Source organism: Amycolatopsis xylanica (assembly GCF_900107045.1).
Lineage (GTDB): Bacteria > Actinomycetota > Actinomycetes > Mycobacteriales > Pseudonocardiaceae > Amycolatopsis > Amycolatopsis xylanica.
On the sequence record NZ_FNON01000005.1, the window covers coordinates 780,493 to 804,269 of the forward strand.

Consider the following 23,777-nt stretch of genomic DNA (forward strand, 5'->3'; position numbering starts at 1 on the left):
ACCTAGGCGGGATTACGCCTCGGTTTGAGCCGTCCGCCCGGCAACTTCGGGGCGGGCAAACGATCACCCGGATAGCCGTCGACACGGCCGAAACGAGCTGACCCGGCTTCCCATTCCTCGCGGAACCGCGCGATCTCGTCATGATCGCGGCCGACGAAGTTCCACCACATGACCAGCTCTTCGGCGAACGGCTCACCGCCGAGCACGATCACCCGGCTCGTTTCGTCGCCAGGATTGGCAAGGTAAAGGGAATTCGCCCCGATGCCCGCGTAGCCGAGTTCGGCGTGCGCGAGCGGTGTGCCTTCGAGTTCGACGGCGCCGGCGTCAACGAGAACACCGTGTTCGAACGCCGGGTCGACCTCGAGCGCCAGCTTCGCGCCTGGCTCCAGCACGAGTTCCGCGCCCAGCAACGGCGTGAAGGTCGGCACGGGAGAAGTGGCCCCGGCAAGCGATCCGAGAAAAACGCGCGCGGTCGCCCCCGCCAACTCGACCGGTTCAGGGACGAAATGCTGAAAGTCGCGAGGCGCGTCCCGGTGCGCGTCCGGCAGCGCGACCCACAGTTGCACGCCGTGCAACGTCGTGCTCGCGTCGGTCGACACCTCGGAGTGGCAGATCCCGTGCCCGCCGGTCATCAGGTTCAGCTCACCCGGCCGCACCATCGCGTGCACACCCAGGCTGTCGCGATGCTCGATCTCGCCGGTGAACAGCCAGCTCACCGTCTGCAACCCGGTATGCGGATGCGGCGCGACATCCATCCGCGCGTCCTCGGGCCCGTAATGGTCGGCGAAGCACCACGCGCCGATGAGCGACCGGTCGCGCTGCGGCAGCGTCCGCCGGACCTGCATCGCCCGCGGGCCCCCGAGCGGCACGTCGCGCGGGGTGAGCACCTCGACGGCCCGCCCCGGCTCGCTGCGGCAGGTCAACTCGGCGGGGCTGGTTTCGACGTTGCTCACCCGCCGATCATAAGGCCCTACCTGGTCACTTTCACTTTGGTGACACCGAACAGCCCCGCGAGCGGGACCTTCGCTTCGGCTTGCGCCGGGTCGACGCGGTAGCCGCCCTCGCGGACCAGGTCGAGCAGGCGCTCGGCCAGCGGCAGCACCATGTGGCGGCCCCAGCAGCGTTCGCTGAGGTGGCCGAACGGCAAGTAGCCGAGCTGGTGGTCGGGGTCGAGCGTGGCCCAGCGCTCCGGCCGGAACTCGTCGGGGTCGTCCCAGAGCGCGGGGTCGCGGTGGCTGAGCAACGGGAACATCAGGACGTCGTCCTTCGGCCCGATCCGGGCGTCGAGCGCGGGGAATTCCGGTGACGCGACCCGCAGCAGGTTCCACGAGACGGGCAGCAGCCGCAGCGTCTCGTGGATGATGTCGCGGTTCGACCACTGGTCGTCGAAGGGGGCGCCGAGCCAGATCGCGCTCGCGACCAGCTGCGAAACCGTGAAGCACACGGGAGCGGAAGCGCGCCGATAGAGCCCCATGGCGCGAAACTTGGCGTGGTAGCCCCGCGCCTCGGCGGCGATCTTCCCCAGGTTCGAGATCGGCGCGTCCGGCGAGGGCCATCCGGGCAGTGCCGAGCCCGCGGTCACGACGGCCCTGGTCAGCGCGGTGGTCCATTCCAGCCGCCGATCCATCAGCGCGAGCAGTCGCATCGGATCGCCGGGAAAGATGAGATCACGTAAATAGACATGTCCGACATGCGGCCATTCCCCGGACAGGTCGACCGGCCGTTCGTCGGTTTTCTTCAAGGCGATCCGCACATCCTGCCCGACCGCCCGCATGAGCCCGGTCGATTCCGGCCGGCTGATCGATTTGCCCTGCAGCGGCTTGAACGTCGGCCGCTCGAAATCATTGGCAGGCCTGCTGGCCATGATCGCGTCGATCAGGTGCGGATCGCCGATCCCCACCGTGTCGTGATCCAGCCGGAAAAGACCATCGCCGCGATGTTTTCGCAGCAATTCGTCAATTCTCGGTGCGAAGACGATGGTGCGGGCGATGCCGCCCGTGGTGGAAACCTGCATTTCAGGGCACTCCCAGCCGTGACCGGACCCCAGGTCGGCGGCGGCCTCGCGGGAGGTCGCCGCCGACCTGGGGTTTCTTAAGGAATTACCAGGTCAGCGCCTGTTCACCACCAGATGTACCAAGCGTAGGCCTTGAGGCTCTTCTCGGGCTTGAACTTCCGCATGAGTGCCTTCATAGCAATACCTCCGGGTGTATCTGGATGTTTTTCAAGGTCAGGCGACTCCGGGACGGTGGATCACACCAATGCGAGTGAAGCAATTGCATTCCCCCCGAATTTGCGCCTTGAAAAAAGTCAATCCCAGCCCGAGTTGAACGTCAATGTGACGTAGCTCACTTATCAATAAAATAGATTCCATGTATTTGGCGAACTCACCCGATGTTCCGCTGAAAGAGATTGCTGACAACTTCCTGACATATTCCTTACTGAATTTCCACCGGGTGATGATTTGTCAAGATGCTTGCGCGAGTGGTACCTCTGCTCCGTTAGATGCAGCGGAGTTCCCACTCGCGCGGGCACGGTCTCCTGATTCGAGCTGCGTTATTCGACCTGCCCGTCGCGCTCCGACGTCCGTTACGGGTGGTCGTGAGTGTTCCGGCCGGTTCTAACCGGCCTAAACACTCACGACCCCAACGGCTAGGCGGGTACGGGCTCGGGGGTGACCGGGGTCCGGTTGAGCAGCACCCGGAACTGGGCGATCACCACGAGCCCGGCCACGCCGTACAGGAGCGCGATGCCCCACGGCGGGACCAGGGCGCCCAGGGTGATGCAGCCGGCCGCGAGCATCTGGGCGACCCGGATGTTCAGGTTGTACACCGCCATATAGCGGGTACGGGCCTGGTCCGGGACCATGTTCGCCAGCATCGCCTGCTTGACCGGGACGTTCATCAGCTCGCCGACCGTGAACACCGCGCCCGCGATCAGCAGCACCCAGCCCGTGTTCGACACCGCCAGCACCATGTACCCGGCCGTGAACAGCCCGACGCCCGCGAACAGCCGGAACCTGTCCGAGAGCCGCCGGAACAGCAGGTGCGAGAACAGCGCGAGCACCACGACCAAGGCCGTGTTCTCCGCGCGCAGGACGCCCAAGATCTCGACGCCATTGGGCATGTCGTGCGCCAGCCGGACACCGACGTAGTTGACCAGCTGGAACTCGATCGCCATGATCAGCGTCGCCGCGACCATGAACCGGATGAACATCCCGTCACGCAGCACGAGCCGATAGCCTGCCGAGAACTCACGCAGGACCGAAGCGCGCGGCGCGGCCGGGTCACCGTCCGGTTTGGACTCCGCGATGAGGAAGTACGTCACCGCGAACACGCCCGCCGTGCACGCGGCCGCGCCGCCGAGCAGCAGCGTGAAGTGTCCATTGTAGAGGAATCCGCCGAGCAGGCCGCCGATGGCGAGCGCGAGGTTCGTCGCCCAGTAGTTCATCGTGTAGACCTGCTTGCGGTCCTCCGGCGTGGTGACGTCGACGATCATCGCGTCGTTCGCGGGCAGCGCGAGGCTGGCCGCGAACTTGTTGACCAAATAGCCCGCGTACACCAGCAGGGTCACGTTCGACGCGTCGGCGACGGCCATCACCGCGAAGCTGGCGAAGCCGCCGAATTCGGCCAGCAGCAAGGTGTTGCGGCGGCCACGGGTGTCGGAGATGTGGCCGCCGACGAGCATGCCGATCACGCCGAGCGAGACGACCGCGAACATCAGCACGCCCGCCACCGCGATGCCGAAGCGGAACGCCAGATAGATCGCCATGAACGAGGTGATCATCGAGTCGAGCAGCCGGTTGACGAACCCGACGCCGATGCGGATCCGCAACGTCGGATGCAGGCTCAGGAAGTTCATTCCGTCACCACCGTCACGAGTGACTTGATCAGTTCGAGTCGCGTCTCGGTCTCGGCTTCGTCCTTTCCGGACAACGTGACGTAGCCGTGGCGCGTCTTCGAGTCGACCGTCTCCGGGATGACGTCGCCCGGCGAGAACGGGAAGCTCAGTTCGGCCACGAAATCCAGGTCGCGGACCGCGTCGAGACCGTCGACCGACCGCAGAACGCCGGGCTTGAAGGAGAAGTAGTGCACGCGGGCCACGTCCGACCGGGTCTTCGGGTCCAGTGCCTCGCCCTTCAACGCCCTGAAGATGGCGCGCTCGATGTCGAAGCCGGTGGCCATCTCCACGAGCTGGGGAATGCGGTCACCGCCGAGCCGCGCCTGCGATTCGACGATTTTCGGGCCGCGCTTGGTCCAGATGACCTCGGTGTGGGCGGGGCCGTTCTGGTAGCCGGTGACGCGCAGCAGGTGCCTGGTCAGCGTGGCGATCGCCTTGGTCTGGGACGACTCGGCGACCGGGTGGACGTGACCAGCCTCGACCACCGACGGCGGCGGGCCGAGTATCTTGCGGGTGATGCCGATGATGTGGTGCTCACCGCGCACCGAGATGCTCTCGACGCTGAACTCGGGTCCGTCGAGGAACTCCTCGATCAGCACCGGGCCGGTGTAGTCGTAGGACTCCAGCAGCCTGCCCCAGTCCGCGAGCTGCGCGCGGTCGGTCAGCTTGAGCACGCCCCGGCTGCCCGCCAGGTCCGTCGGCTTGACGATGGCGGGCAGGCGGAAGTCGCCGATCATCGACTCGACGTCCTGCCAGCGCTGGGCGTAGGCGTACTGGACGCTGGAAAGTCCATGCGCGGTAAGGAGTTTCCGCATCTCGGCCTTGTCGTTGAGCAGGCGGATCGAGCGCGGCGGGTTGACCGCCTTGCCCAGCTCGTCCGCGATCTCGTACGCGGCGAGCATGCTGGTCTCCTGGCCGACGTGGTAGATCTGCTGGGCGCCGGAGTTCGCCGCGGCCTTCTCGATGGTCTCGGCGAACTCCTCCGCGTCCGTGAAGTCGGCGAGGATGAAGTCTTCGGCGAGGCCTTCGACTTCTTTGAGGTAGGCGGGGAAACCGGCAGGCCCGGTCGGCATGACCGAGGCCAGCGAGGGGTCCCAGATGGCACTGACGGCGAACCCCTCTTGCGTGGCCTTCTTCACGAAAGCCTTGTAGGGCATCACCATCACAAGTGGGGTGACCATGATCGTCTCCTTTAGACGGTAGCGAAGCGGCGTGGGTCGGCGGAATAGGTTTCGAGTGCGTCGTACTTCTGGCGGAGCTGTCGCTTGAGGACTTTCCCGGTGACACCGACCGGCACGCCTGCGTCGCTGATCTCCAGCACGCCGAGCCGCGGATGCCCCGCGGCGTCGAGTGCCTCGTTCGCGAGCAGGAGCAGCTTCTCGGCTTCGACGACCACGTCATCGCCGATGCTCACCAGCGCCACCGGGGTGACGGCGCCGTCGTGCTTGCCCGCCACGACCGAGGCGTCCACGACCTCGGGCACGCCGGAGAGGATGGCCTCCTCCATCGACACCGAGTAGCCGACACCGTGTGGCGTCTCGATCACGTCGGCGGAGCGGTCGACCAGGAAGTGGTCGCCGTTCTCGTCGCGGTAGGCGTTGTCGCCGGTGAGCCAGTACCCGGCGAGGCGGCTGCTGTAGGTGATGTCGGCGTTGGCCCAGTAGCCCGGGGTGATCGCCGGGCCGCGTGCGCCGAGCAGGCCGATCTCGTTGTCGGCCGCGATCGTGCCGTCGGCGCGCAGCACGACCACCTCGGCGACACCGACCGGTTTGCCCGCGCAGCGGTCGTTGCGTGCGGTGCTCAGGTTGCGGATCTTGAGCAGTACGCCCCAGCCGAGCTCGGTGGTGCCCAGCCGGTCGAGAAACACCGACGGCGGCTTGTGTGGACTGCGCAAACCGAGGATGTGCTTGATATGCGTCTCGTGCACGGCGTCCCCAATGGACACCCAGACGTTCACTGAGTCGACCGAACCCGGTTTGATCTCCAGCCCGGGAATCTCGGCGTAGGCGTGCGCGAACGACATCACCGCGCTCGGCTTCTGCTGGACGACGCAGTCGACGAGTTCCGCGGCGCAGCGGTCGAACGCGGCCACCGTGTTGGCGCCCGCCAGCACCGCGTACGCCGTGTACGCGATACAGCCGAGATGTGACTGGGGGAGCGAGGTCATGGTGACCGCACCCGGGAACTCCTTGTGGTCGACCAGCCGGAACTTCGGACCAGCCACAATGGACTGATGCGTGTGGACGGTCGGCTTCGGCTCGCCGGTCGTGCCCGACGAGTGCAGGATGACCACCGGATCCTCGTTCTTGTGTTGGAACCTGGCCTCGGACGGCAGATCGGCGGCCGGGGGAGCGGGCAGCGCCTCGGCCGTGACGATCCAGTTCAGCTCCGGCAGATCGACGAGCCGCGACTCGGTCGTGTACAGCCCGACCGGCGTGGTCTGCTCGATCAGCGACCGCGCGATGTCCGCCGGCGCGTTGCTGTTGATCAGCACCGCGATCGCGCCGATCTGCGCGAGCGCGTAGAAGTGCACCGAGTACGCGAACGAGTCGTCGAGGTAGACGGCGACGCGATCGCGCGGCACCACGCCCTGTGCGAGGTACCAGGCCGACCAGTTCTGCACCAGCCAGTCGAGCTTGAGCAGGCTGAACTCGCAGGTCTCCCAGCCGGGGCTGAGCGGGATCGGGCGTTCCGTGCGCAGGAACGGCAGCTCCGGATGCGGGCTGTAGGCGATCGCCGACCGCAGCAGGTTGCCGCCGCCGACGGCCGGGTCGGCGGCGAGTTCGGCCCGCCGCCGCGGCGACAGGGTGGTCTCACTCGAGAGTGCCATCGGACTACCTTTCCGACACGACGTGGACGGTGACCTCACCGGCGAACCACTCGGCGAGCGGCTCGGCCGGGCTGCCGAACGGGACGTCGAACAGCACCGAACCGGAGCGCTGCTCGCCGTCGGTCTGCGCCCCCAGCACGGCTCCGGGCTGCTGGGTGACGAACACGGCACGGGCTCCGGCGGGTGCGTTCGCGGCCACGGGCGCCATCGCGGGGTACCGGTCGTCCCGCTCCACCCAGGAAACCGGGGCGCTGGTGCTGGTCACGTCGACCAGCACACCGTGCGGGTGATCCAGATAGACCTGCCGGGCGCGACGGCGCGGCGCGGGGTAGTCGGCGGGCTGGCCGAGCGCGAGGTCCAGCATCACCGGCTCCAGCGGCTCGCCCGTCGCCAGGTGCCACAGGAACGTGATCCCGCCGCCGGGCACCCGGACCGCGACCTCCATCAGCACCGCGCGGCCCTCGGAGATGCGGAACTCCGCGTGCGCGATCCCGTCGCGGAAGTCCAAGCGCCGCAACACTTCCGCGTTCGCGGCGAACAGCAGGTCCTCGTCGCTCACGGCCAGCTCGGCCGGGCAGGTGTGGCCCATCTCGGTGAAGAACGACCCCGAGGACTCGTTGGTCTCCTTGGCCGTGACCGCGTTCCAGAACACCTTGCCGTGCTGCACCAGCGATTCGACCGAGAACTCCGGGCCGACGACCCGGCTCTCGATCAGCACGATCTCGTCGGCCGGATAGCCTGCGAGAACCTCGGCGAGCCGCTCGCCGTCGTCGACCTGGTAGACGCCCAGGCTGGAGAACCGGCCGATCGGCTTGACCACCACCGGGAAGCTGATCTCCGCCGGGTCGACGTCCGCGCGCTCGGCGGGCGTGACCACCCGCCAGTCCGGCGAGTACTCGGGTAAAGCCGTGCGCTGCAACAGCTTGTTCCGCGAGATCCGGCTCGCGCCCGAGCCCGCGCCCGGCAGCCCGAGCACGTCCGCGACCACCCCGGTCGGCTCGACGAACAGGTCGCCGATGCACATGGTGCCCTGGACGTCGTAGCGCCGCAGCAGCGGCTGGATACCCGGCATGACCGCGTCGACGGTCGCGTCCGGGACCTCGACGACGTCGGCCAGCTGGGACAGTGGATGGCTCGGATCCGCGCGTAACTCGGCGAGCCGCGCGGGGTCGGTGTGCGGGGTGACCACGAGCAGCGGCGCGTAGCCACGGCGCCGTGCCTCGGTGATGAGCCTGGCCTGCCGCGCGACGATCACGAGGTCGCCGAGGAACAGGAAAGCGGGTGCGCGCATGGGAAATCCCTCCAGAAACGACGAACGCCCCACCCGGGATTCCCGGATGGGGCGTTCTTGGTTGTATGCGGTTGTGTCAGCGAATGAGGACGTACCCGTCACCGGGCCGGTGATCCCGCGACCGCCGGACGTCGGCGGCCACGAACGTGCGTTGCAGCCAGCGATCCGTGCCGTCGTAGCGTGGCCGGAAGGCGGTGCGCCCGTGCACCGTCACCCGGTTGTCCACAATGGCCAGATCACCCGGCTCCAGCTTGGTGACCGAGGCGCCGGACGCGAACGCCTCGCCGAGCTCGGCGAGCGCCGCGGCGGCGCGCGGGGTCAGCGGGGTCGTCGCCGCGAGGTCGACCCGCATGTCCGGGTCGTCCTCCGCGCCGAAGAGCACCGCGTGCGGCGCGGTCGCGCCGTCACTTCCCCCGAACGACGGCGGTGGCTCCGTCACGAACTCCTCGTGGAACAAGGCTTCCCGCGTTTCCGTGCTGAGCAGCGGCAGGACCTCGCGGATGCACGCTGTGCGCAGCCCGGCGACCCGGTCGGGGTCGGCGCGCAGGCACAGCAGCATCACGAAGTCCGGCCGGTGCTCGTGGAACGCGTTCTCGTTGTGGAACGAGAGCAGCACCGAGCCCGAGTTGCCCTGCATCTCCTCCTGCCCTGGCACCGGCACCACGTTCTGCACCAGCGCGCCCGACTTCTCGGCCTTGAACGCGGCCGGGTCGCCGAGCCCGCAGGCGACCAGCACCAGCGAAGCCGCCGAGACCGTCGCCGAGCGCTCGACCGAGCCGAGCACCGACGGCGTCACGCCAGGCTCACCGATCGGCACCCCGCGCACGAGCAGCGCGCCGCGCGGCCCGGAATGCCTGCGGAACTCCCGCAGCGACCGGCGCAGCGCCAGCGGCAGCAGATCCCAGCCGCTCCTGGCCTGCGCGACCCAGCCGGGGTCGTCGACCTCGCCCGAACTCAGCGCGCGGGTCACCTGCTCGAACTCGGCCGTGTCGCCCGGTCTGAGGATGACCTCGGACGTGGGCGCGTGTGTGACCACTGACATCTGTGAATCCCCTAGTCACCTATGAGTGGAACGTCGAACGGGGCCACCGCGTACAGCACGGGCGCTTCCATCTGGAGAGCGAAGCCACCCGCCTCGGCCACGGCGGCGGCGAGGTCGATCAGGATCGGCGATGCGCCGCTGATCAGCGCGCGGACCTCGTAGAACAGGTCACCGAGCTGGTCCGGCCGCAGTGCCTCGCGGTTGAGCCGGTCGAGCTGCGCGACGATCAGGTCCGCCGCCCTGGTCAGGCTGTAGCCGGAAAGCTCGTAGCAGATCCGGAATCGCGAGAGCACCGCTTCCGCGCGTTGCCGGGCGTCGGCGGAGACCGGCAGTTCACGTCCCTCGACACCCGACTGTATGCCTAAATCAGCGACCGCCTTGGCGAGCTGGTTCGCCAGCCGGTTCCACGGCTCGGCGAGCCGCCGCCCGGCGACCTTGTCGAGGCCCTCGCGGCTGAAGTTGGTGCGCTGGTGCTCCGGGCAGCTGACCGCGAGATAGAACCGGATCAGGTCCCTCGGCACCTCTCGGAGCAGGTCCTTCGTGTACAGCACGTGCCCGAGGCTGGTCGAGAACTTGTCGTTCTCCAGCTCGTAGAACTCGTTGGAGATGATCGTGTCCGGCACCACGTACTTGCCCTCGTGCGCCAGGATCAGCGCCAGGTGCGTGAGGCCCCAGAAGTACACGTTGTCGAAGCCGATGAAGTAGATGACCTCGGCGTCGTGCTCCGCGCGCCACAGCTCGTGATCGTCTTCGTGCTTCTCGCCGAGCTGCTCGGCGGCGTACGCGGTGCAGTACATCACCGCCGGGATCCCCTCGACCCAGGCGTTGAGCACCTGGCCTTCGGTCTCCGGGAACGGCGCCGGGATGCCCCACGAGATCGGGTACGTGATCGGGAAGTCCGGCAACGGCTTCGCGAGCAGCTCGTCGACGAGCCCGATGGTGTGCGGGCGCAGCCGCTCGCGCTTCTCGGCGTAGTACGCGATCAGCCGCTCGCGGTACTCCTCCATCGGCAGCACCAGTATCTCGGCTTCCCGGTGCGTGACCACGTCCTCGGGGTCCACAGTGGACCGAGGCTGCAGCAGCTCGTCGAAGTTGTTCGGGTGCCCGCAGCTCTCGCACAGCCCGCCCCGGCTCTCCACCAGGCAGACCGGGCAATATCCGCAGACCAGGCCCTCGACGAGGAACTCGCCGTCGCGCTCCGAGTAGGGCAGCAGCACCTTCTTGAGCCGGAACTTCCCTGCCGCGTGCAGCGCGGTGACGAAGTCCAGCGACGAGGCGCGGTAGCGGTCGTCGTACGGCGCGAACCCGTCGAGCGAGATCCCCATGTCGACGAGGGTCTGCTTGATGTCGTGCCAGGACTGTCCACAAAGGTCTTCGGGGGTACGGCCTTTGCGCCGAGCACTCGCCAGTACGTACGTTTGGCTGTCATCGGTTCCACTCGAGAACACCACCGGACGGCCCAGCGCCCGCAGATAGCGCGCGTGCACGTCGGCCGCCATGAACGGGCCAGCCAGGTGCCCGACGTGCAGATCGCCGTTCGACGTCGGCGGGGTGTCGATGACGATCGCTGTGCGCTGGCTCACTTGTCACGCTCGGCGAACCGCTCGGTCATGTCTTTGTCCCACCAGACCGAGTACATCTGGAAGTCCTCGTCGCCGTCGTTGATCACCTGGTGATCGGTGTGCGGCGGGAAGTGCACCACGTCGCCCGGCACGAACTCGGTGCGCTCACCCTGCGATTCGAGGATCGCCTTGCCCGAGATCGCGATGAAGATCTCGTACTCGTGGTGGGCGTGCTTGACCGACGAGGTGCCGGGGCGGATCACGTTCCAGGCGCCTTCGAACGGCGCGTTGAGGGCGTCCCACGGGACCAGGCGCTGGGAATGGTTGTTGTCCGGCCCCAGCCGTTCCCGGTCGAGCTTGCGAATCTCCACTGTCCGTTTTCTCCCTCTAGTTGGCCGTTACCGAGGTGGAAGTCAGCGTGACCGCGCGGCCGGCGCGATCGGCGAGGATGTCGTGCGCGATATCGGATCCGCGCGCGGCGAGCATGCTCAGCAGCGAGTCGCCGATGCCGTGCGTGGCCTCGTTCACGCCCTGCAGGTAGCAGGCCGCGTCCGCCTGACCGGGGATCTTGAGCCGGTAGTCCCTGGTGACCTCGATCTTCTCCAGGCCCAGCGAGGCGGCCAGGTCACGCACCATCGTCGGCATCTCCCTGACGAACCCGGTGCCGAGCAGCACCAGGTCACAGCGGAGCTCCTCGACCGTGCCGGTCCGGCGGTCGGCCAGCTCGAGCACGACCTCGCCGCCCTCTTCGCGCGCCGAGGCGATGTCGGTCATCGTCTCGATGCGCAGCTTGCCCTTGCCGGTCATGCGGTCGAGGTACACCTGCTTGTACAGATCGTCCAAGGTGGACGCGGCCAGGCCGGAGTAGTTGCTGATGTGCATCTCGCGCAGGATCTGCTCGCGGGCGTCCGGTGGCGCGTCGAAGAAGTCGTCGACCGCGGAGGGGAAGTACAGCTCGTTCGTGAACTTGCTGTTCTCGTAGGTCTTCAACCCGATCGAGCGCATCACCAGCGTCCGGTGACAGCCGGGCAGGTCGTTGCCGACCGCGTCGAACATCTCCGCCGCGCTCTGCGCGCCGCCGATGACCACCACCCGGTACGGCACGTCGCCGGGCAGTCCGGCGATCCTCGGCAGGTACTGCGTGCTGTGAATGATCCGATCATCGGGCAGACCGGCGAAGACGGGCGGGATATACGGGTCCCGCCCGGCGCCGACGACCAAATAGCGGCTGCCGATCGTCGAACCGTCCGCGAGGTGGGTGACCCAGCCGGTCAGCGTGCCATCGGAGTCGCGCCGAGGCTCGATCTCCTGACACTCCCGCGCACATTCCAGCCGGACTTTTTCCAGCGAATTCGCCACCCACTGGTGATAATCGGACATCTCCACGCGATAGGGCCAGAAATTGCCCATGTTGATGAACTCGTTGAGTCTGCCGATCGAGTGAAGATAGTTGACGAACGAGAATTTGCTGCGCGGGTTGCGCAGGGTGACCAGGTCTTTCAGGAAGGAAACCTGGCTCTGCGCCTCCGGCAGCAGCATTCCCCGCTGCCAGGCGACCGTCTCGTTCCGCTCGATCACCAGCGATCGTTCGGAGAGGTCATCCGGTGCTAATTCCTCAATGGCTATGGCGAGGGCCAGGTTGGCAGGCCCTCCGCCGATGGCGAGCAGTTCGAGTGCACGATGAGTCATCCGCTCCCCAGTTTCAAATGGCTCCGCGAATCGGTGTTCGTCCCAGTGGGCAGGAACGATAGCAAGGAAATCGGCGGCTGCGTACATCTTGATCTCTGGGGCGGGCAGAATGGGCCGAACGCACCAATTCGTTAGGCCGCAAGGCGCGGCTGAATTGTTTCAGTTCTCTCTTGATCTTGTTGTTTTCCATGATCGATTCCCAGCAGGTGGCGAAGCAGGCCGCGGGCGAGCGTGTCGTTCTGCCGGAACGAGAGCGCGTTCACCCTCGGCCGCGCGAACGTCGCGAAGTGACTGACGTTCGTGTACGGGCCCAGCGCGTACCGCCCGTCCTGTGGTTCGCCCGCCCGGTCGAGAATCCGGAAGTCGTGGGGCGAAACGTGCAGCACGCCCGAACTGTGCTCGAATCCGTCCTCGTCGGACACCTGGTGCTCCATCGCGGCGCCGTCCTCGTACAGCCCGCGCAGCAACGGATCCGAGCAATCGCGCAGTGTCGAGCGTGGCAGCCTGGCCTCGACCAGTGTCTTCGCCTCGACCGTGTGCTCGGAGTTGTAGCCGCCGCCACGGAAAACGCCGCGCCGCTCGTCCGCCGTCACCCAGGTGCCCGCGCCGAGGAACCGGACGATCCCGGCGTTCGCGAGTGCCAGCAACTGTTCCAGTCGTTCACCGGGCGGTCCGCTGCCGACGTAGTCGAAGAAACCGGACCACCAGCCGCTCAGGTCCTCCACCTGACTGCGCGCGGTGAGCTTGCCGCCGGCGAGCACACTGGACATTTCACCGTGAACCGACCACAGTGCTTGGAACGCGCCGAGATCCGCGCTGTGCGTGGAGTCGCCGCGCCGCGTGACGTCGGCTTCGATGTGCTCGGCCAGGTGTTGTTGCAGCTGCTCGAAACCTTCGAACTCCAGGCCGCTCAACGGCCCGTCGAGCCCCTCGAAGTCGAGCCGGTCCTCGGGGTCGGGCACGCTCGTCTCGATCAGCCGCCGCATCTCGGGGCCGCCCCAGTCGAGTGCGGTGTAGACCTCCGCGAAGTCGGCCCACGAGACCGTGACGCGATCCGGGTGCGACCGGAACAGCTCGTGGTAGTGCCCCCAGCCGACCTCCTTCGCCATCGACGGCCAGAGGTGGGCGTAGAAGTCGAGGTCCTTCTGGAAGGTGAACCGGTTGTCGACGGTGTTCCCGTCGAAGAACCAGGGCAGCGGAGCGGGCGCGCCGCTGAGCCGGTAGCTCATCTTGGCGCGGTAGGGCACGCCGCGGCGCGAACCGACGTAGAGCACCGGCTCCTGTCCGGATTTCACATACCGCAGACCGTCCTCGGTGGATTCGTACCGGCCGCCGCGGCCTTCGGTCAGCAACGCCATCAGGTCGATGAACGCGAGCCCGAGCCCCCGCACGAGCACGGGCTCGCCCGGCGCGAGAGCCGACCAGTCGACGTCGACCGTGTACGCGGGCGGCACGTAGTGCAACCCGTGCCGCGCGGCGAAATCGGACAGTGCGCGCTCCTGCTTGTCCGGCTCGACCTCGAGGTGCCCGAGCGCCAGCACGACCGCGTCCGGGTAGAGGACACCGCCCTTGGCCAGCCGCAGCCGCTCACGCCCGTTCTCGAGCCGCTCGAGCCGGACGGCGGTCGTCGGGTGCACGGTGATCGTGACCCGCTCCGGTGCCTCGGCGACGATCTTTTCCAGCACCCAGGCCAGATACCGGCCCTGCGTGTTCCGGCTCGCGAAGGCCGACGGCTCGCAGCCGCCGTCGTGCGCGGCCGCCCACTCGGCGAGCGACGGCCCGGTCCGCAGCGGGCCGTCGAGCAGGCAGGTGTCGTCGGGGAACATGGTGACGTTCTCGGCGGTGGCGTTCATCCACATCAGCGACGACTGGTCCTCGCGCCACACCCGGCCCGCGCCGGGCGGGTACGGGTCGACCAGGTGGATGTGCAGTTCTCGGTCGGGCAAGAGCTCGCCGACATTGACCAGCAGCCGCTCGAGCACGCCGGTGCCACGCGGCCCGGCGCCGACGATGACGACCGTCAGCGGATCTGCAGATGGCATGACTTCTCCCCAGTCTGGTTTTCGTCGGGATTTGAGCACAGCTGTGCCGTGGGAAAAGCGTGACACCACGTGAATGGAGTTGTCAACCATTTCGGTCAAGATTGTTTCGCCGTTCTGCGGGCGCGAAAAAAGGCATGAGGGCAGCAAAGAATCGCTGTCCCCATGCCGTTTTGGTGTGGTGCTGCGGGTGGTTTTCTAGGCGGCTTTGGCCGCCACGATCGCGAACAGTTCGTCGAGGTCGTATTCGGCCCTGCCGGGGGTGCCGTAGCGGGTGAGCTTCCCCCGGCTCGCCCACTTCCGGATGGTGTTCTCGGTGACCCCCGCGGCCAGTGCGGCCAGGTCCGTCGGGACGGTGCGCCTCCGTGTGTTCATGACGTCTCCCTCGTTACGGCGTTCGCGGCCCCAGTGCTTCGTCCTCCGCGATGTGACCACTGTCCCCAGCGCGGCTTTGGGCCCGCTATCGGCCGTCTATCGGTCCGGGGAAAGCGCACCGGAAGCCCGTCGATACCGCGCGGGCGTCAACTGGTTTCAGCCCGGCCGGAACACCCCGGACCAGGCAAGACACCAGGGAGAACATCATGACCATCACCCGCAAGCTCGCCGCCACCGCAGCCGCCACCGCCATCGCCGGCCTCGCCTTCTTCTCGGCCTTCGCCCCCAGCGCCTCGGCCGACACCCACTGGAACACCGCCGGCGACCCGGTCTGCGCCGCCGACACCCACTGGAACGGCACCGAGTGCGTCGCCGACACCCACTGGGGCTCCGACGACACCCACTGGTGAACCCGCACCCCCCTGCCAGCCCCAAGCTCTCAGGTCCGCCCGCCGCGGCGACGAGCCGGTTCACCCCGATCCGAGCGGTGAATTCCCAGCCCGCCGCGGACGAATGAAACACTTGCCTTCCACTGGGGCCGTTACCGCCACGAGTCGCGGTACGGAAATCAGACGTCGATCTGCAGAATCGCCTGATCCTTGCCGATTTCGAAGAACCCGATCGTATAGCGTTCGCCGCTGCCCAGCCCCGTTCCGGAGCCGGTGTCGTAAACCGTCGCGGTGAATGTCCCGCCACCGAAACCCGTTTGCTCGAAAGTGACCGAACCCGGCTCGATCGCCTTGATCCGCAGTGTCGTGCCGCCCACCTCGGCCGGGGTCGTGACGCGGTCACCGGGCTTGACGTGCACCCGGCACTTCCCGTCCTTGCACGAGGCGAAGTTCCGGCCTTCGTCCGGCATGTCCGCGATGGTCGGCAGCGCCCTGCTCGGCTCAGCCACCGTGGTCGGCTGAGTTGCCGCACTCGATGACTGCGTCGGGGCGGTAGTGAGCGGTACCGGGCTGGCCTGCTTCGGCACGGAGCCGCACCCCGCCAGCGCGAGCACGAAAAGTCCGACCAGGAAACGGGGCGGTTTCATGCGTCGAGCGTAGGTCGATCACCCGGGACCGGTCCCGCCTCGCGCGCTCGCCGATACCTCGCCTACCGCGCCCACACCCCCGCCGTGACCTGCACGCGCGACTCTGGGTCGTGAGTGTTTAGACCGGTTAGAACCGGCCATACCACTCACGACCCCCGCGCGTGTCAGGCCTGCGCGGTCGGTGAGTGCGGTTTGCGGCGTTGAACGACCTGATTCCCACTCAGTCAAGCGACTTGACCAAGCCACATGAACGTGGCGTCTGTGACGCTGACCGTTACATACGCCACTTTCGTGCGATCAAGACCTGACTTCGCCCAAGGGCCTGCGAACCGTGGCCGAGCAAGCGTCACGCGCGGCCCGCATCCGGGATAAAGCCCGCTTTATCCCGCCCCGCGCAAGGGGGTCGTGAGTGTTTAGACCGGTTAGAACCGGCCGTACCACTCACGACCCCCACGAGCGGGCTCAGGTAGCGAGCGCCGGGGGAGTGGGAATGCCCGGGCAGGAGTCGTTCGAGGTCTTGCCGGTGTCGAAGAACTCTAAGGCCTTCTCCGCGCAAGGGATTCTCGACAGGGAGAGGTGCTGGTCGTCCTCGACCGTCAGGAGAGCACCGCCGATCTGCTTGCGCATGTCCCGCGCCCAGCCGATCGGGGTGACGGCCTCGTAGGTGTGCCCGACCAGTTGCAAGGGACTGGCGCCGCCGGTGAGCCGCCACGGCGTCGCGGGGAACGGCCAGCCGACGCACCGGCGATCGTACTTCCCGTGGCTCCCCGAGACGGGCAGTTTCGCGATCAGGTCGAGCCGGTCGCGCCAGATGGTGTCGAAGTCGCGGGAGCCGGTGGATTCGTTGCACTGCACCGCCGTTGCCTGGAACCGGGTGAATTCCCAGTCTTTCAGCGGAACGCCTCCGTCGTCGTCATCCGGCTCGAGTGGGATGCCGTCACGCAGCTTGACGAGCTTGGCGGCCGCCTTGGGCCAGTCGGCACGCAAGGAAATGAGTATGTAGTCGAGCCTGGTGCGGTCGATGGTCTGCTTGGCGCGCAGGTCGAGCAGTGCCTTGGTGACGTCCGGCGCGGTCGTGCCGAAGTGGTAGACGTCGTCGTTGCGGGCGAGCCAGGCCGAGAACTCGTGGAAGTGGGTCTCGTTCGCGGTCATCTGGCCGCGGTCGATCGCCATGAGGTCGAAGGCGGGCGCCATCACGGAGTCGAGCAGCATCTTGTCGACGTTCCCGTCGAAGAGCGTGCGGTAGTGCGCGCCGAGCGCGGTGCCCCAGGAAGTGCCGTAGTAGCCGATCTTCTTCTCGCCCAGCGCCTGCCGGATCCGGTCCATGTCACGGGCGATGTTCGAGGTGGTGAGATTGCGGACGAACTCGGGGTCGGCGGCGGCGCATTCGGCCTGCTTCCTGCCGTCGCGCTCGGCTTCGAAGCGGGCCTTCTCCTTCTCGCTGAGCGCCGGATCCGGCGGCGTGTAGTCACCGGGGCATTCGCCGTGGCCGACGCCGCGCGGAGAGAAGCCGATCAGGTCATGGTGGACGCCGAGTCCGGCCGCTTTCGATCGCAGCATCGACCGCGGCATGTCCAATCCGGACGCGCCGGGGCCGCCGGGGTTGAGCAGGATGACGCCGTCGCGGCGGCCGGTGGCCTTGATGCGGCTGACCGCGAGTTCGAAGGTGCGGCCATCGGGTTCGGCGTAGTCGACCGGGACGGTCACCATGACGCACTCGCTGAGGTCGTCGTCGGAGGCCCACTGGGGAGCGATTTCGCGGCATGGCCGCCACCGCAACGTTTCCGCTGACGCCACGCCCGGCGCGAACGGGAGGAGGACCAGGCCGGACAGCGCCAGGCCCAGGAACTTCTTGATCATCATGATCGTCACTGTGGCAGCGGAGCACGCGGCGAAGAGTCGGCCGATCGGCCGGGTGGCATGCCGATCGGCCGATTTTCGTTGGGATTGCGGGGATTCGTGCAATCCCGGGCGGATCAGCCGGGCTGTTCGCTGAGCAGGAAAACCCGGATCTCGCGGTGCGCGGCCCGGTCGGCGTAGCGGTCGTACGCGGGCCAGTACTCGGCGACCGCGTTCCACATGCGTTCGCGTTCGTCGCCTTCGAGGAGGCGGCCGGTGACCGGGATGGCGCGGCCCGCGATCGAGGCGGTCGCGCGCGGCTCGGCCAGCAGGTTCGCCGACCAGGCCGGGTGGTTCTCGCCACCCCAGTTGGAGCCGATCACGACATAGCCGCCGTCGCGCTCGACGTAAAGCAGGGGGACCTGGCGTGGCTCGCCGCTCTTGCGGCCGATCGTGGTGAGCAGCAGGGTGCGCAGGCCGACCGCGCTGCCGACGCCGAACCGGCCGCCGCTGATCCGGAGCAGCACCCGGTCGGCGGGAACCAGGGCCTTGCCGAGCACGGCGAACGCCTTGCTCTTGCCGAAACCGGCGAACACACCACGCAAACCTGTCATGCCGTGACCCTAGCGAAGATCGATGAGTGACTCTTTGTGTCCGTATGCGCGCGTTCGGCCTAGTGGGTCGTTACACTGTTACCGAGTGTGGACCGAACGGGAGGGCGGTCGCTCTGTGTCAAGATCAGAGCCAGCTGGGCATTGCGCGCTGGTGGCGGTGGACATCGCGTCATTCGGCGGCCGCGGCGACCATGTTCTGCGGTATGTCCGCAAGGCGCTTTACGGCTTGCTTTCGGATTGTTTCCAGCGGTGTGGCATACCGCTGGAAAAGTGTTATGTCGAAGATCGCGGCGACGGCGCCATCGTGGTGGTACCGGCCGGGACGCCCGAGTCCCTGCTGGCGTCTTCGCTGGTGGACTGGCTGAGAGCGGGGCTGCGCAAGCACAACGAGCTGTCCAGTGAGGTGGCGAGTATCCGGCTGCGGGTGGGGCTGCATTCGGGTGAGGTGCACAGCGACGAGCACGGCATTGTCGGCGCGGCGGTCAATCATGTCTTCCGGTTGCTGGAGGCGTCGCCTTTGCGCGCCGCGCTCGACAATTCCGATGCGCTGGTCGCGTTGATTGTCTCTGATCGTGTTTATCAAGATGTGCTCAAACACGCTCCCGATCTCGTTGATCCCCGCGAATTCGCGCAAATACCGGTCAAGGTCAAAGAGACTTCGACGACCGGCTGGATCCGGCTGCCGGGTGAACCGACGCCGCGTGAGCAGCCTCCCGCGTGCACCGGCCGGGTGCGGCCGCCGAGTTCGTTCGTCGGCAGGCAGGCCGAGGTCGAACACCTGCAGGGGCTGGTCCGCGGTTCCCGGCTGGTCACCCTGATCGGACCCGGCGGCACCGGGAAGACCCGCCTCGCGGTCGAGACGATGCACGCCTTGATCGACGGCGGCGACCCCGTGTGCGCGGACGGCGCGCATTTCATCGATCTCGCCGGCTACCAGGCCGGGGACGATCTGTGCCGGGCGTTGCTCACCGGCCTTCAGCTGGCGACACGCAGCTCGTCGGGGCCGCCCGCGTCGGGACCCGCGGCCGACGCGCTGGTCGCCAGCCTGGTGAAACAGCGGGTCCTGCTGCTGCTCGACAATTGCGAGCAACTGCTCGACGACGTCGCGCAGGTCGCCGAGACGCTGCTGACCAGGACCACGGACACCGTCCTGGTGACGACGAGCCGCGAGGCGCTCGGCATTGACGGCGAGACGACGTTCCCGGTCGGGCCGCTCGACGTCCCGCCCGACCACGAGGACGACCTGCTCGGCTATCCGGCGGTGCGCCTGTTCGTCGACCGGGCCCGCGCGGCGGATCCGGGGTTCACCCTGACCGCCGCGAACGGCCGCGAGATCGCGGGGATCTGCCGTGGGCTCGACGGGTTGCCACTCCCGATCGAACTGGCCGCCGCCCGCGTGCGCGCGCTCACGCCCGCCCAGATCTCGGCACTGCTGGCCGATCGGTTCCGGCTGCTGGCTTGCGGTTCGCGCACCACGCCGAGGCACCGGACGCTGGAGGCGGTCGTCGACTGGAGCTTTCACCTGCTGGACGAGCCCGCGCGGGCCGCGTTCGTCGCGCTGGCGGTGTTCCGCGGCGGGTTCCGGCTCGACGAGGCCACCGAACTCGGGTCCAGGCTGGGGATCGAGCCGGGTGCGATGGTCGAGCACGTCGTGCGCCTGGTGGACAAGTCGTTGCTGCAGGCCACTCCCGGCGAGGCGGGCGCGATGCGCTACCGGATGCTCGAGACGCTGCGCGAATACGGCATGGTGCGCCTCGAAAAGATCGGCCTGGCCCACGAAACCGCGGGTCATCACGCGGAGCTGTATCAGGATCTGGCGCGCAGGCTCGGCACGGCGCTGCATTCCGGCGCGCAGGGCGCGGCCATCAGCACGCTCGAACGGGAAGACGACAACCTCCGCGCCGCCTTCGAGTTCGCCTGCCGCAACGGGCGACACGAGATCGCGCTGCGCATGGTCGACGCGCTCGGCTGGTACCTGTGGATGCGCGGGGAGCGGGTGTTCGGCTGGCCAGGGCTGCTGCGCGCGCTCGACATCACGCCGGATCAGCAGGAGCCGCTGCTGCGGGCCCGCGCGCTCATCTGGACCTGCCATCTCGGCGCGGTCGGCGTCACCGAACCCGAGGCACGCGGGCACGGCGAGCAGGCAAAGGAGATCTTGGAACGGCTGGGGCTGACCGACGGGCCCGAGTACACGGTGTGCCTGTTCGTCGGCGCTTTCGCCTGCTACCGCGACAACGACCACACCGAGGGCGACAAGTGGGTCACCCACCCACTCCATCGAACTCGCCACGAGCCTGGGCGACGCGTGGCTGCTGGCCTGCGGGCACAACGTGAAGGGCCTCGGGCACGCCATGCGGGGCGAGTTCGAGCAGGCGGTGGACACGCTGACCACAAGCATCGGCCACTACCGGCGGTCCGGCGACGGCTGGGGCGAGCATCGCGCGCGGCTTTGGCTCAGCCGTACCTACGAGGGCATGGGCCAGGTCACCAGGGCCAGATGTGAGGGCGAGGCCGCGCGAAGCCTTGTCTGCTCGCTGGATCTCGGTGAGGCCGAGGCGCCGCTGCTCGGCTGGATCGCGCGTCTGCACCTCTGCGACGGTGACGAGACCACGGCCGCCCTCAGGATGGCGGAGCTGGAACGGACGCCGTGGTGGCGGAGCAATCCCGAAGCGGTCGCCTGGATGGCGGAATGCCAGGCACGTCAATGCGAGACCCAGGCCGAAGGGGCGGCCGCTGCCCGAAGGGGCGAACTTGCCGGGCGCGCTGCCGCCCTTTACGGCAAGGCGGCGGACGGGCTGGCGCGGGCGGGGCTCGCCGTTCACGCGGTGCGCAACCGCTGCCGCCAGGCGATTCAGCTCGCGCGTGGCGGATTTCCGTACCGCGAAACGCTTCTCGCCGCGGCCGAGGACGCCGCACGCCAAGGCGATCCGCGGGCGAGCGCGCTTGTGCGGGACGCGGCAGGCGTGATCGAGTCGTGCCATGACCGGTGATGAGATCGTGCTGGGCGCGTTGCCGAAGGGGATCACCCTCGCGAACGAGGGGATGCGCAAGACGGTGTGGAACGTGCTCGGCCACACCTACTACATGAAGGCGGCCAGCGAGTCGAGCTTCGCGTTCGAGACGTTCGATCCGCCGGGCACCGGGGTGCCGCCGCATGTGCATCCCGAACAGGACGAGCACATCTACGTGCTCGACGGCGTGTTCACGCTGTATCTCGACGGCCAGTGGGAGACCGCGGGGCCGGGTGACACCGTGCTGATGCCCCGGAATCTGCCGCATGCCTACTACAACCGCGGCGAGGTGCCGACCCGCGCGCTGTTCTGGGTGAGCCCGGCGGGCGAGCTCGCGCAGCTGTTCTCGAAACTGCACGATCTGGAGGATCCGGACGAGGTCGTGCGGCTCTCCGCGGCGCACGGCGTCGACTTCCTGCCGCCGGGCAGTGTCGAAGGGGCATGACCGCGGTGGGCTCGGTGTGACACCCTGAGCGTCGTCCGTAGACGACAGCGACGAGGGAACACCAAGCTCAGATGAGGCGAACGGGACTGCTCGGCCTGGTCACGCTGGCCGTGGTGCTGACGGGCTGCGCCACTCCGGCGCCGCCGTCACCCGCGTCCGCTCCGATCGCGCAGGTGCCGCCGTCGACCACCGGCTCCGTTCCGGCACCCGAGCCGACGCCGTCCGTCGAGGCCGCGCCGGCCGGGTGCGAGAAGGTCATCGCCGATCTGCCGATGCGGCGACGGCTGGCGCAGCTCGTGGTCGTCGGCGTCGACCCGTCGAACGCGCGTGCGGCGGCCGACCTGGTCCGCGCCGAGCAGGTCGGCGGCATCTTCATCGGCGGCAACGCGACCGCGCTGCTCCGCGACAACGCGCTGGGCGCCGTCCAGGAGGCCGCGACCGTGCCGGTGTCCGTCGCCGTCGACGAGGAAGGCGGCCGGGTGCAGCGCATCGACGCGCTCGACGGCGACATCCCGAGCGCGCGGAAGATGGCTCGGACGCTCAGCCCGGACGAGGTCAAGGCCGTCGGCGCGGAACGAGGCCGCGCGCTGCGGGCACGCGGCGTCACCGTCGACTACGCGCCGGACGTGGACGTCACCGAGCAGCCGGACGGCGCCGTCATCGGTGACCGCTCGTTCAGCCCCGACCCGGAAGTCGTCCGCGCTTACGCGTTCGCGTTCGCCGAGGGCCTGCGCGAGGCCGGGATCCAGCCGGTGTTCAAGCATTTCCCCGGCCACGGGCACGCCAGCGGCGACAGCCACCAGGGCGCGGTCGTCAGCCCGCCGCTCGCCACGCTGCGCCGCGACGACCTGGTCCCGTATCAGGCGATCGCCGAGTTCGACGGCGCCGCCGTGATGGTCGGCCACATCGCCGTGCCCGGCCTCACCGCGGGGAAGCCCGCGTCGCTGGCCGAGCCCGCGTATCGGCTGCTGCGCACGGACTACCACTTCGACGGCCCGGTGATCACCGACGATCTCGGCGCGATGCGGGCCATCAGCGCCCGCTACCCGCTGCCGACCGCGGTCGTCCAGGCGCTGGCCGCCGGCGCGGACCAGGCGCTGTGGTCATCGGGCGGGCACGTCGCGGAAGTGCTCGACCGGCTGGAGAAGGCCGCCGCGACCGGCGAACTGCCCGGTGATCGGATCCACGAAGCACTGCTCCGGGTGCTGACCGCGAAACAGGCTTGCTGAGGAGGCGCGGGTGCGCAGCGAAGAGTTCCAGCGGATGATCGACGCGCTCGCCGACGTCCAGCGCAGTGAAGCCAGCGAGTGGACGTCGTTCAGCGTGCGCGGCAAGCGCTTCGGGTACTACTGGCCGCGCACTCAGACGGTCGGGCTGAAGCAGACGATCTCCGAGCAGCTGGCCCTGATCGCCGAGCGGCCGGACGTGTTCGAGGAGCAGTTCACGGCAGGCGGGTTCGGCTGGGTGGTCGTCCAGCTGGACGGCATCGAGGCGGACGAGCTGTTCGAGCTGGTCTACGAGGCGTGGCGGTTGTCGGCGCCGGAAGAGCTGGTCGCCGAGGTGCCGCTGCCCTGGTGACCGCCTCCCTCATCGTCGTGAGCGGCCCGCCCGGAGCGGGCAAGACGACACTCGCCCACGCGCTCGCCCGCACCATCGGCTGCCCGGCCATCTGCCGCGACGAGATCAAGGAAGGCATGGCGCACGCGACGCCCGGTTTCGTGGCGGGGCCCGGCGACGAGCTGAGCGTCCGCACGCTGCCGGTCTTCTTCGGCGTGCTGCAGCAGCTGCTGGCCGCCGGGGTGACGACCGTGGCCGAGGCGGCTTTTCAAGACCATGTGTGGCGGCCCCGCTTGGAACCGCTGCGACGGCTCGCGCACCTTCGCATCGTGCACTGCGTCGTCGGCGCGGAGGTCGCGCTGGCGCGGCGGCTTCATCGCGGCGAACGCCCGGCGCACGGCGGTCCCGCGGTGAGCCCTGACGCTTTTCAGCGCGTGTCGGTGGACGCGCCGTGGCTCGAGGTCGATACGACCGATGGGTACGTACCGGGGCTGGACGTGATCGCGGCGTTCGCGCGGGCTCGGTGAACACCCTGCCGTGGGTGGCCGGG

The 23,777-nt window shown here is 68.2% G+C and carries 23 protein-coding genes; 7 read left to right on the top strand and 16 right to left on the bottom strand.

Annotated elements, in window-relative coordinates; genetic code table 11:
- Positions 1–2: 2 nt before the first annotated feature.
- From BLV57_RS26390 to BLV57_RS26445, 13 genes are all read right to left on the bottom strand, one after another.
- Positions 3–953: a pirin family protein gene (locus BLV57_RS26390; RefSeq protein WP_091293053.1), complete on the bottom strand. Its 951-nt coding sequence runs from the start codon at positions 951–953 to the stop codon at positions 3–5.
- Positions 954–970: 17 nt separating this feature from the next.
- On the bottom strand, positions 971–2,014 hold the full coding sequence (locus BLV57_RS26395; RefSeq protein ID WP_091293054.1) for a cytochrome P450: 1,044 nt from the start codon (positions 2,012–2,014) through the stop codon (positions 971–973).
- A gap of 104 nt (positions 2,015–2,118) precedes the next feature.
- A complete protein-coding gene (locus BLV57_RS44430; protein ID WP_218134889.1) occupies positions 2,119–2,190 on the bottom strand; it encodes a tryptorubin family RiPP precursor in 72 nt (23 codons plus the stop codon).
- 459 nt (positions 2,191–2,649) lie between these two features.
- Positions 2,650–3,858, bottom strand: a complete 1,209-nt coding sequence (locus BLV57_RS26400) for an MFS transporter (protein ID WP_091293056.1) — start codon at positions 3,856–3,858, stop codon at positions 2,650–2,652.
- Entirely contained in the window at positions 3,855–5,078 is a 1,224-nt protein-coding gene (locus BLV57_RS26405) for an ATP-grasp domain-containing protein (protein WP_091293058.1), read from the bottom strand. Before BLV57_RS26405 ends, BLV57_RS26400 begins: the two co-directional genes overlap by 4 nt.
- A gap of 11 nt (positions 5,079–5,089) precedes the next feature.
- Positions 5,090–6,727, bottom strand: a complete 1,638-nt coding sequence (locus BLV57_RS26410; protein ID WP_091293059.1) for a class I adenylate-forming enzyme family protein — start codon at positions 6,725–6,727, stop codon at positions 5,090–5,092.
- Between the two features lie 4 nt (positions 6,728–6,731).
- Positions 6,732–8,018, bottom strand: a complete 1,287-nt coding sequence (locus BLV57_RS26415) for an ATP-grasp domain-containing protein (RefSeq protein WP_091293061.1) — start codon at positions 8,016–8,018, stop codon at positions 6,732–6,734.
- A 76-nt stretch (positions 8,019–8,094) separates the two neighbouring features.
- Positions 8,095–9,060: a TauD/TfdA family dioxygenase gene (locus BLV57_RS26420; RefSeq protein ID WP_091293063.1), complete on the bottom strand. Its 966-nt coding sequence runs from the start codon at positions 9,058–9,060 to the stop codon at positions 8,095–8,097.
- Positions 9,061–9,071: 11 nt separating this feature from the next.
- Complete coding sequence (locus BLV57_RS26425; protein WP_091293064.1) at positions 9,072–10,643, bottom strand: class I tRNA ligase family protein; 1,572 nt, start codon at positions 10,641–10,643, stop codon at positions 9,072–9,074.
- A complete protein-coding gene (locus BLV57_RS26430) occupies positions 10,640–10,993 on the bottom strand; it encodes a cupin domain-containing protein (RefSeq protein WP_091293066.1) in 354 nt (117 codons plus the stop codon). Before BLV57_RS26430 ends, BLV57_RS26425 begins: the two co-directional genes overlap by 4 nt.
- A 16-nt stretch (positions 10,994–11,009) precedes the next feature.
- The gene (locus BLV57_RS26435) at positions 11,010–12,311 is read right to left on the bottom strand and encodes a lysine N(6)-hydroxylase/L-ornithine N(5)-oxygenase family protein (protein WP_091293067.1); all 1,302 of its coding nucleotides are present in this window, start codon (positions 12,309–12,311) and stop codon (positions 11,010–11,012) included.
- Between the two features lie 131 nt (positions 12,312–12,442).
- The gene (locus BLV57_RS26440; protein WP_091293068.1) at positions 12,443–14,353 is read right to left on the bottom strand and encodes an FAD/NAD(P)-binding protein; all 1,911 of its coding nucleotides are present in this window, start codon (positions 14,351–14,353) and stop codon (positions 12,443–12,445) included.
- Positions 14,354–14,548: 195 nt separating this feature from the next.
- Positions 14,549–14,725, bottom strand: coding sequence for a transcriptional regulator (locus tag BLV57_RS26445; RefSeq protein ID WP_091293069.1), 177 nt, complete (start codon positions 14,723–14,725; stop codon positions 14,549–14,551).
- Between the two features lie 206 nt (positions 14,726–14,931).
- On the opposite strand from BLV57_RS26445, the gene BLV57_RS26450 reads away from it, so the two are divergent.
- A complete protein-coding gene (locus BLV57_RS26450) occupies positions 14,932–15,135 on the top strand; it encodes a hypothetical protein (RefSeq protein ID WP_091293071.1) in 204 nt (67 codons plus the stop codon).
- Positions 15,136–15,293: 158 nt separating this feature from the next.
- On the opposite strand, the gene BLV57_RS26455 is transcribed toward BLV57_RS26450, so the two are convergent.
- The 3 genes from BLV57_RS26455 to BLV57_RS26465 form a co-directional block, all read right to left on the bottom strand.
- Positions 15,294–15,761: a hypothetical protein gene (locus BLV57_RS26455; RefSeq protein WP_143047152.1), complete on the bottom strand. Its 468-nt coding sequence runs from the start codon at positions 15,759–15,761 to the stop codon at positions 15,294–15,296.
- Positions 15,762–16,223: 462 nt separating this feature from the next.
- Positions 16,224–17,624: an alpha/beta fold hydrolase gene (locus BLV57_RS26460; protein WP_245757523.1), complete on the bottom strand. Its 1,401-nt coding sequence runs from the start codon at positions 17,622–17,624 to the stop codon at positions 16,224–16,226.
- A 113-nt stretch (positions 17,625–17,737) separates the two neighbouring features.
- A complete protein-coding gene (locus tag BLV57_RS26465; protein ID WP_091293075.1) occupies positions 17,738–18,214 on the bottom strand; it encodes a nitroreductase family deazaflavin-dependent oxidoreductase in 477 nt (158 codons plus the stop codon).
- Between the two features lie 157 nt (positions 18,215–18,371).
- Here BLV57_RS26465 and BLV57_RS26470 point away from each other — a divergent pair, with 157 nt between their 5' ends.
- The 6 genes from BLV57_RS26470 to BLV57_RS26495 all read left to right on the top strand — a co-directional run bounded on the left by BLV57_RS26470 (position 18,372) and on the right by BLV57_RS26495 (position 23,754).
- Complete coding sequence (locus tag BLV57_RS26470) at positions 18,372–20,717, top strand: ATP-binding protein (RefSeq protein WP_091293076.1); 2,346 nt, start codon at positions 18,372–18,374, stop codon at positions 20,715–20,717.
- Positions 20,689–21,204, top strand: coding sequence for a hypothetical protein (locus BLV57_RS26475; RefSeq protein WP_091293078.1), 516 nt, complete (start codon positions 20,689–20,691; stop codon positions 21,202–21,204). Before BLV57_RS26470 ends, BLV57_RS26475 begins: the two co-directional genes overlap by 29 nt.
- Positions 21,194–21,670: a cupin domain-containing protein gene (locus BLV57_RS26480; RefSeq protein WP_091293080.1), complete on the top strand. Its 477-nt coding sequence runs from the start codon at positions 21,194–21,196 to the stop codon at positions 21,668–21,670. Before BLV57_RS26475 ends, BLV57_RS26480 begins: the two co-directional genes overlap by 11 nt.
- Positions 21,671–21,741: 71 nt before the next feature.
- Positions 21,742–22,899, top strand: coding sequence for a glycoside hydrolase family 3 N-terminal domain-containing protein (locus BLV57_RS26485; protein ID WP_091293082.1), 1,158 nt, complete (start codon positions 21,742–21,744; stop codon positions 22,897–22,899).
- Positions 22,900–22,933: 34 nt separating this feature from the next.
- Positions 22,934–23,248: an MmcQ/YjbR family DNA-binding protein gene (locus tag BLV57_RS26490; protein ID WP_091293283.1), complete on the top strand. Its 315-nt coding sequence runs from the start codon at positions 22,934–22,936 to the stop codon at positions 23,246–23,248.
- Positions 23,245–23,754 carry a P-loop nucleotide/nucleoside kinase family protein gene (locus BLV57_RS26495; protein ID WP_218134883.1) on the top strand — a complete coding sequence of 170 codons (510 nt, stop codon included), beginning with the start codon at positions 23,245–23,247 and terminating at the stop codon, positions 23,752–23,754. Before BLV57_RS26490 ends, BLV57_RS26495 begins: the two co-directional genes overlap by 4 nt.
- The last annotated feature ends 23 nt before the right edge of the window (positions 23,755–23,777 follow it).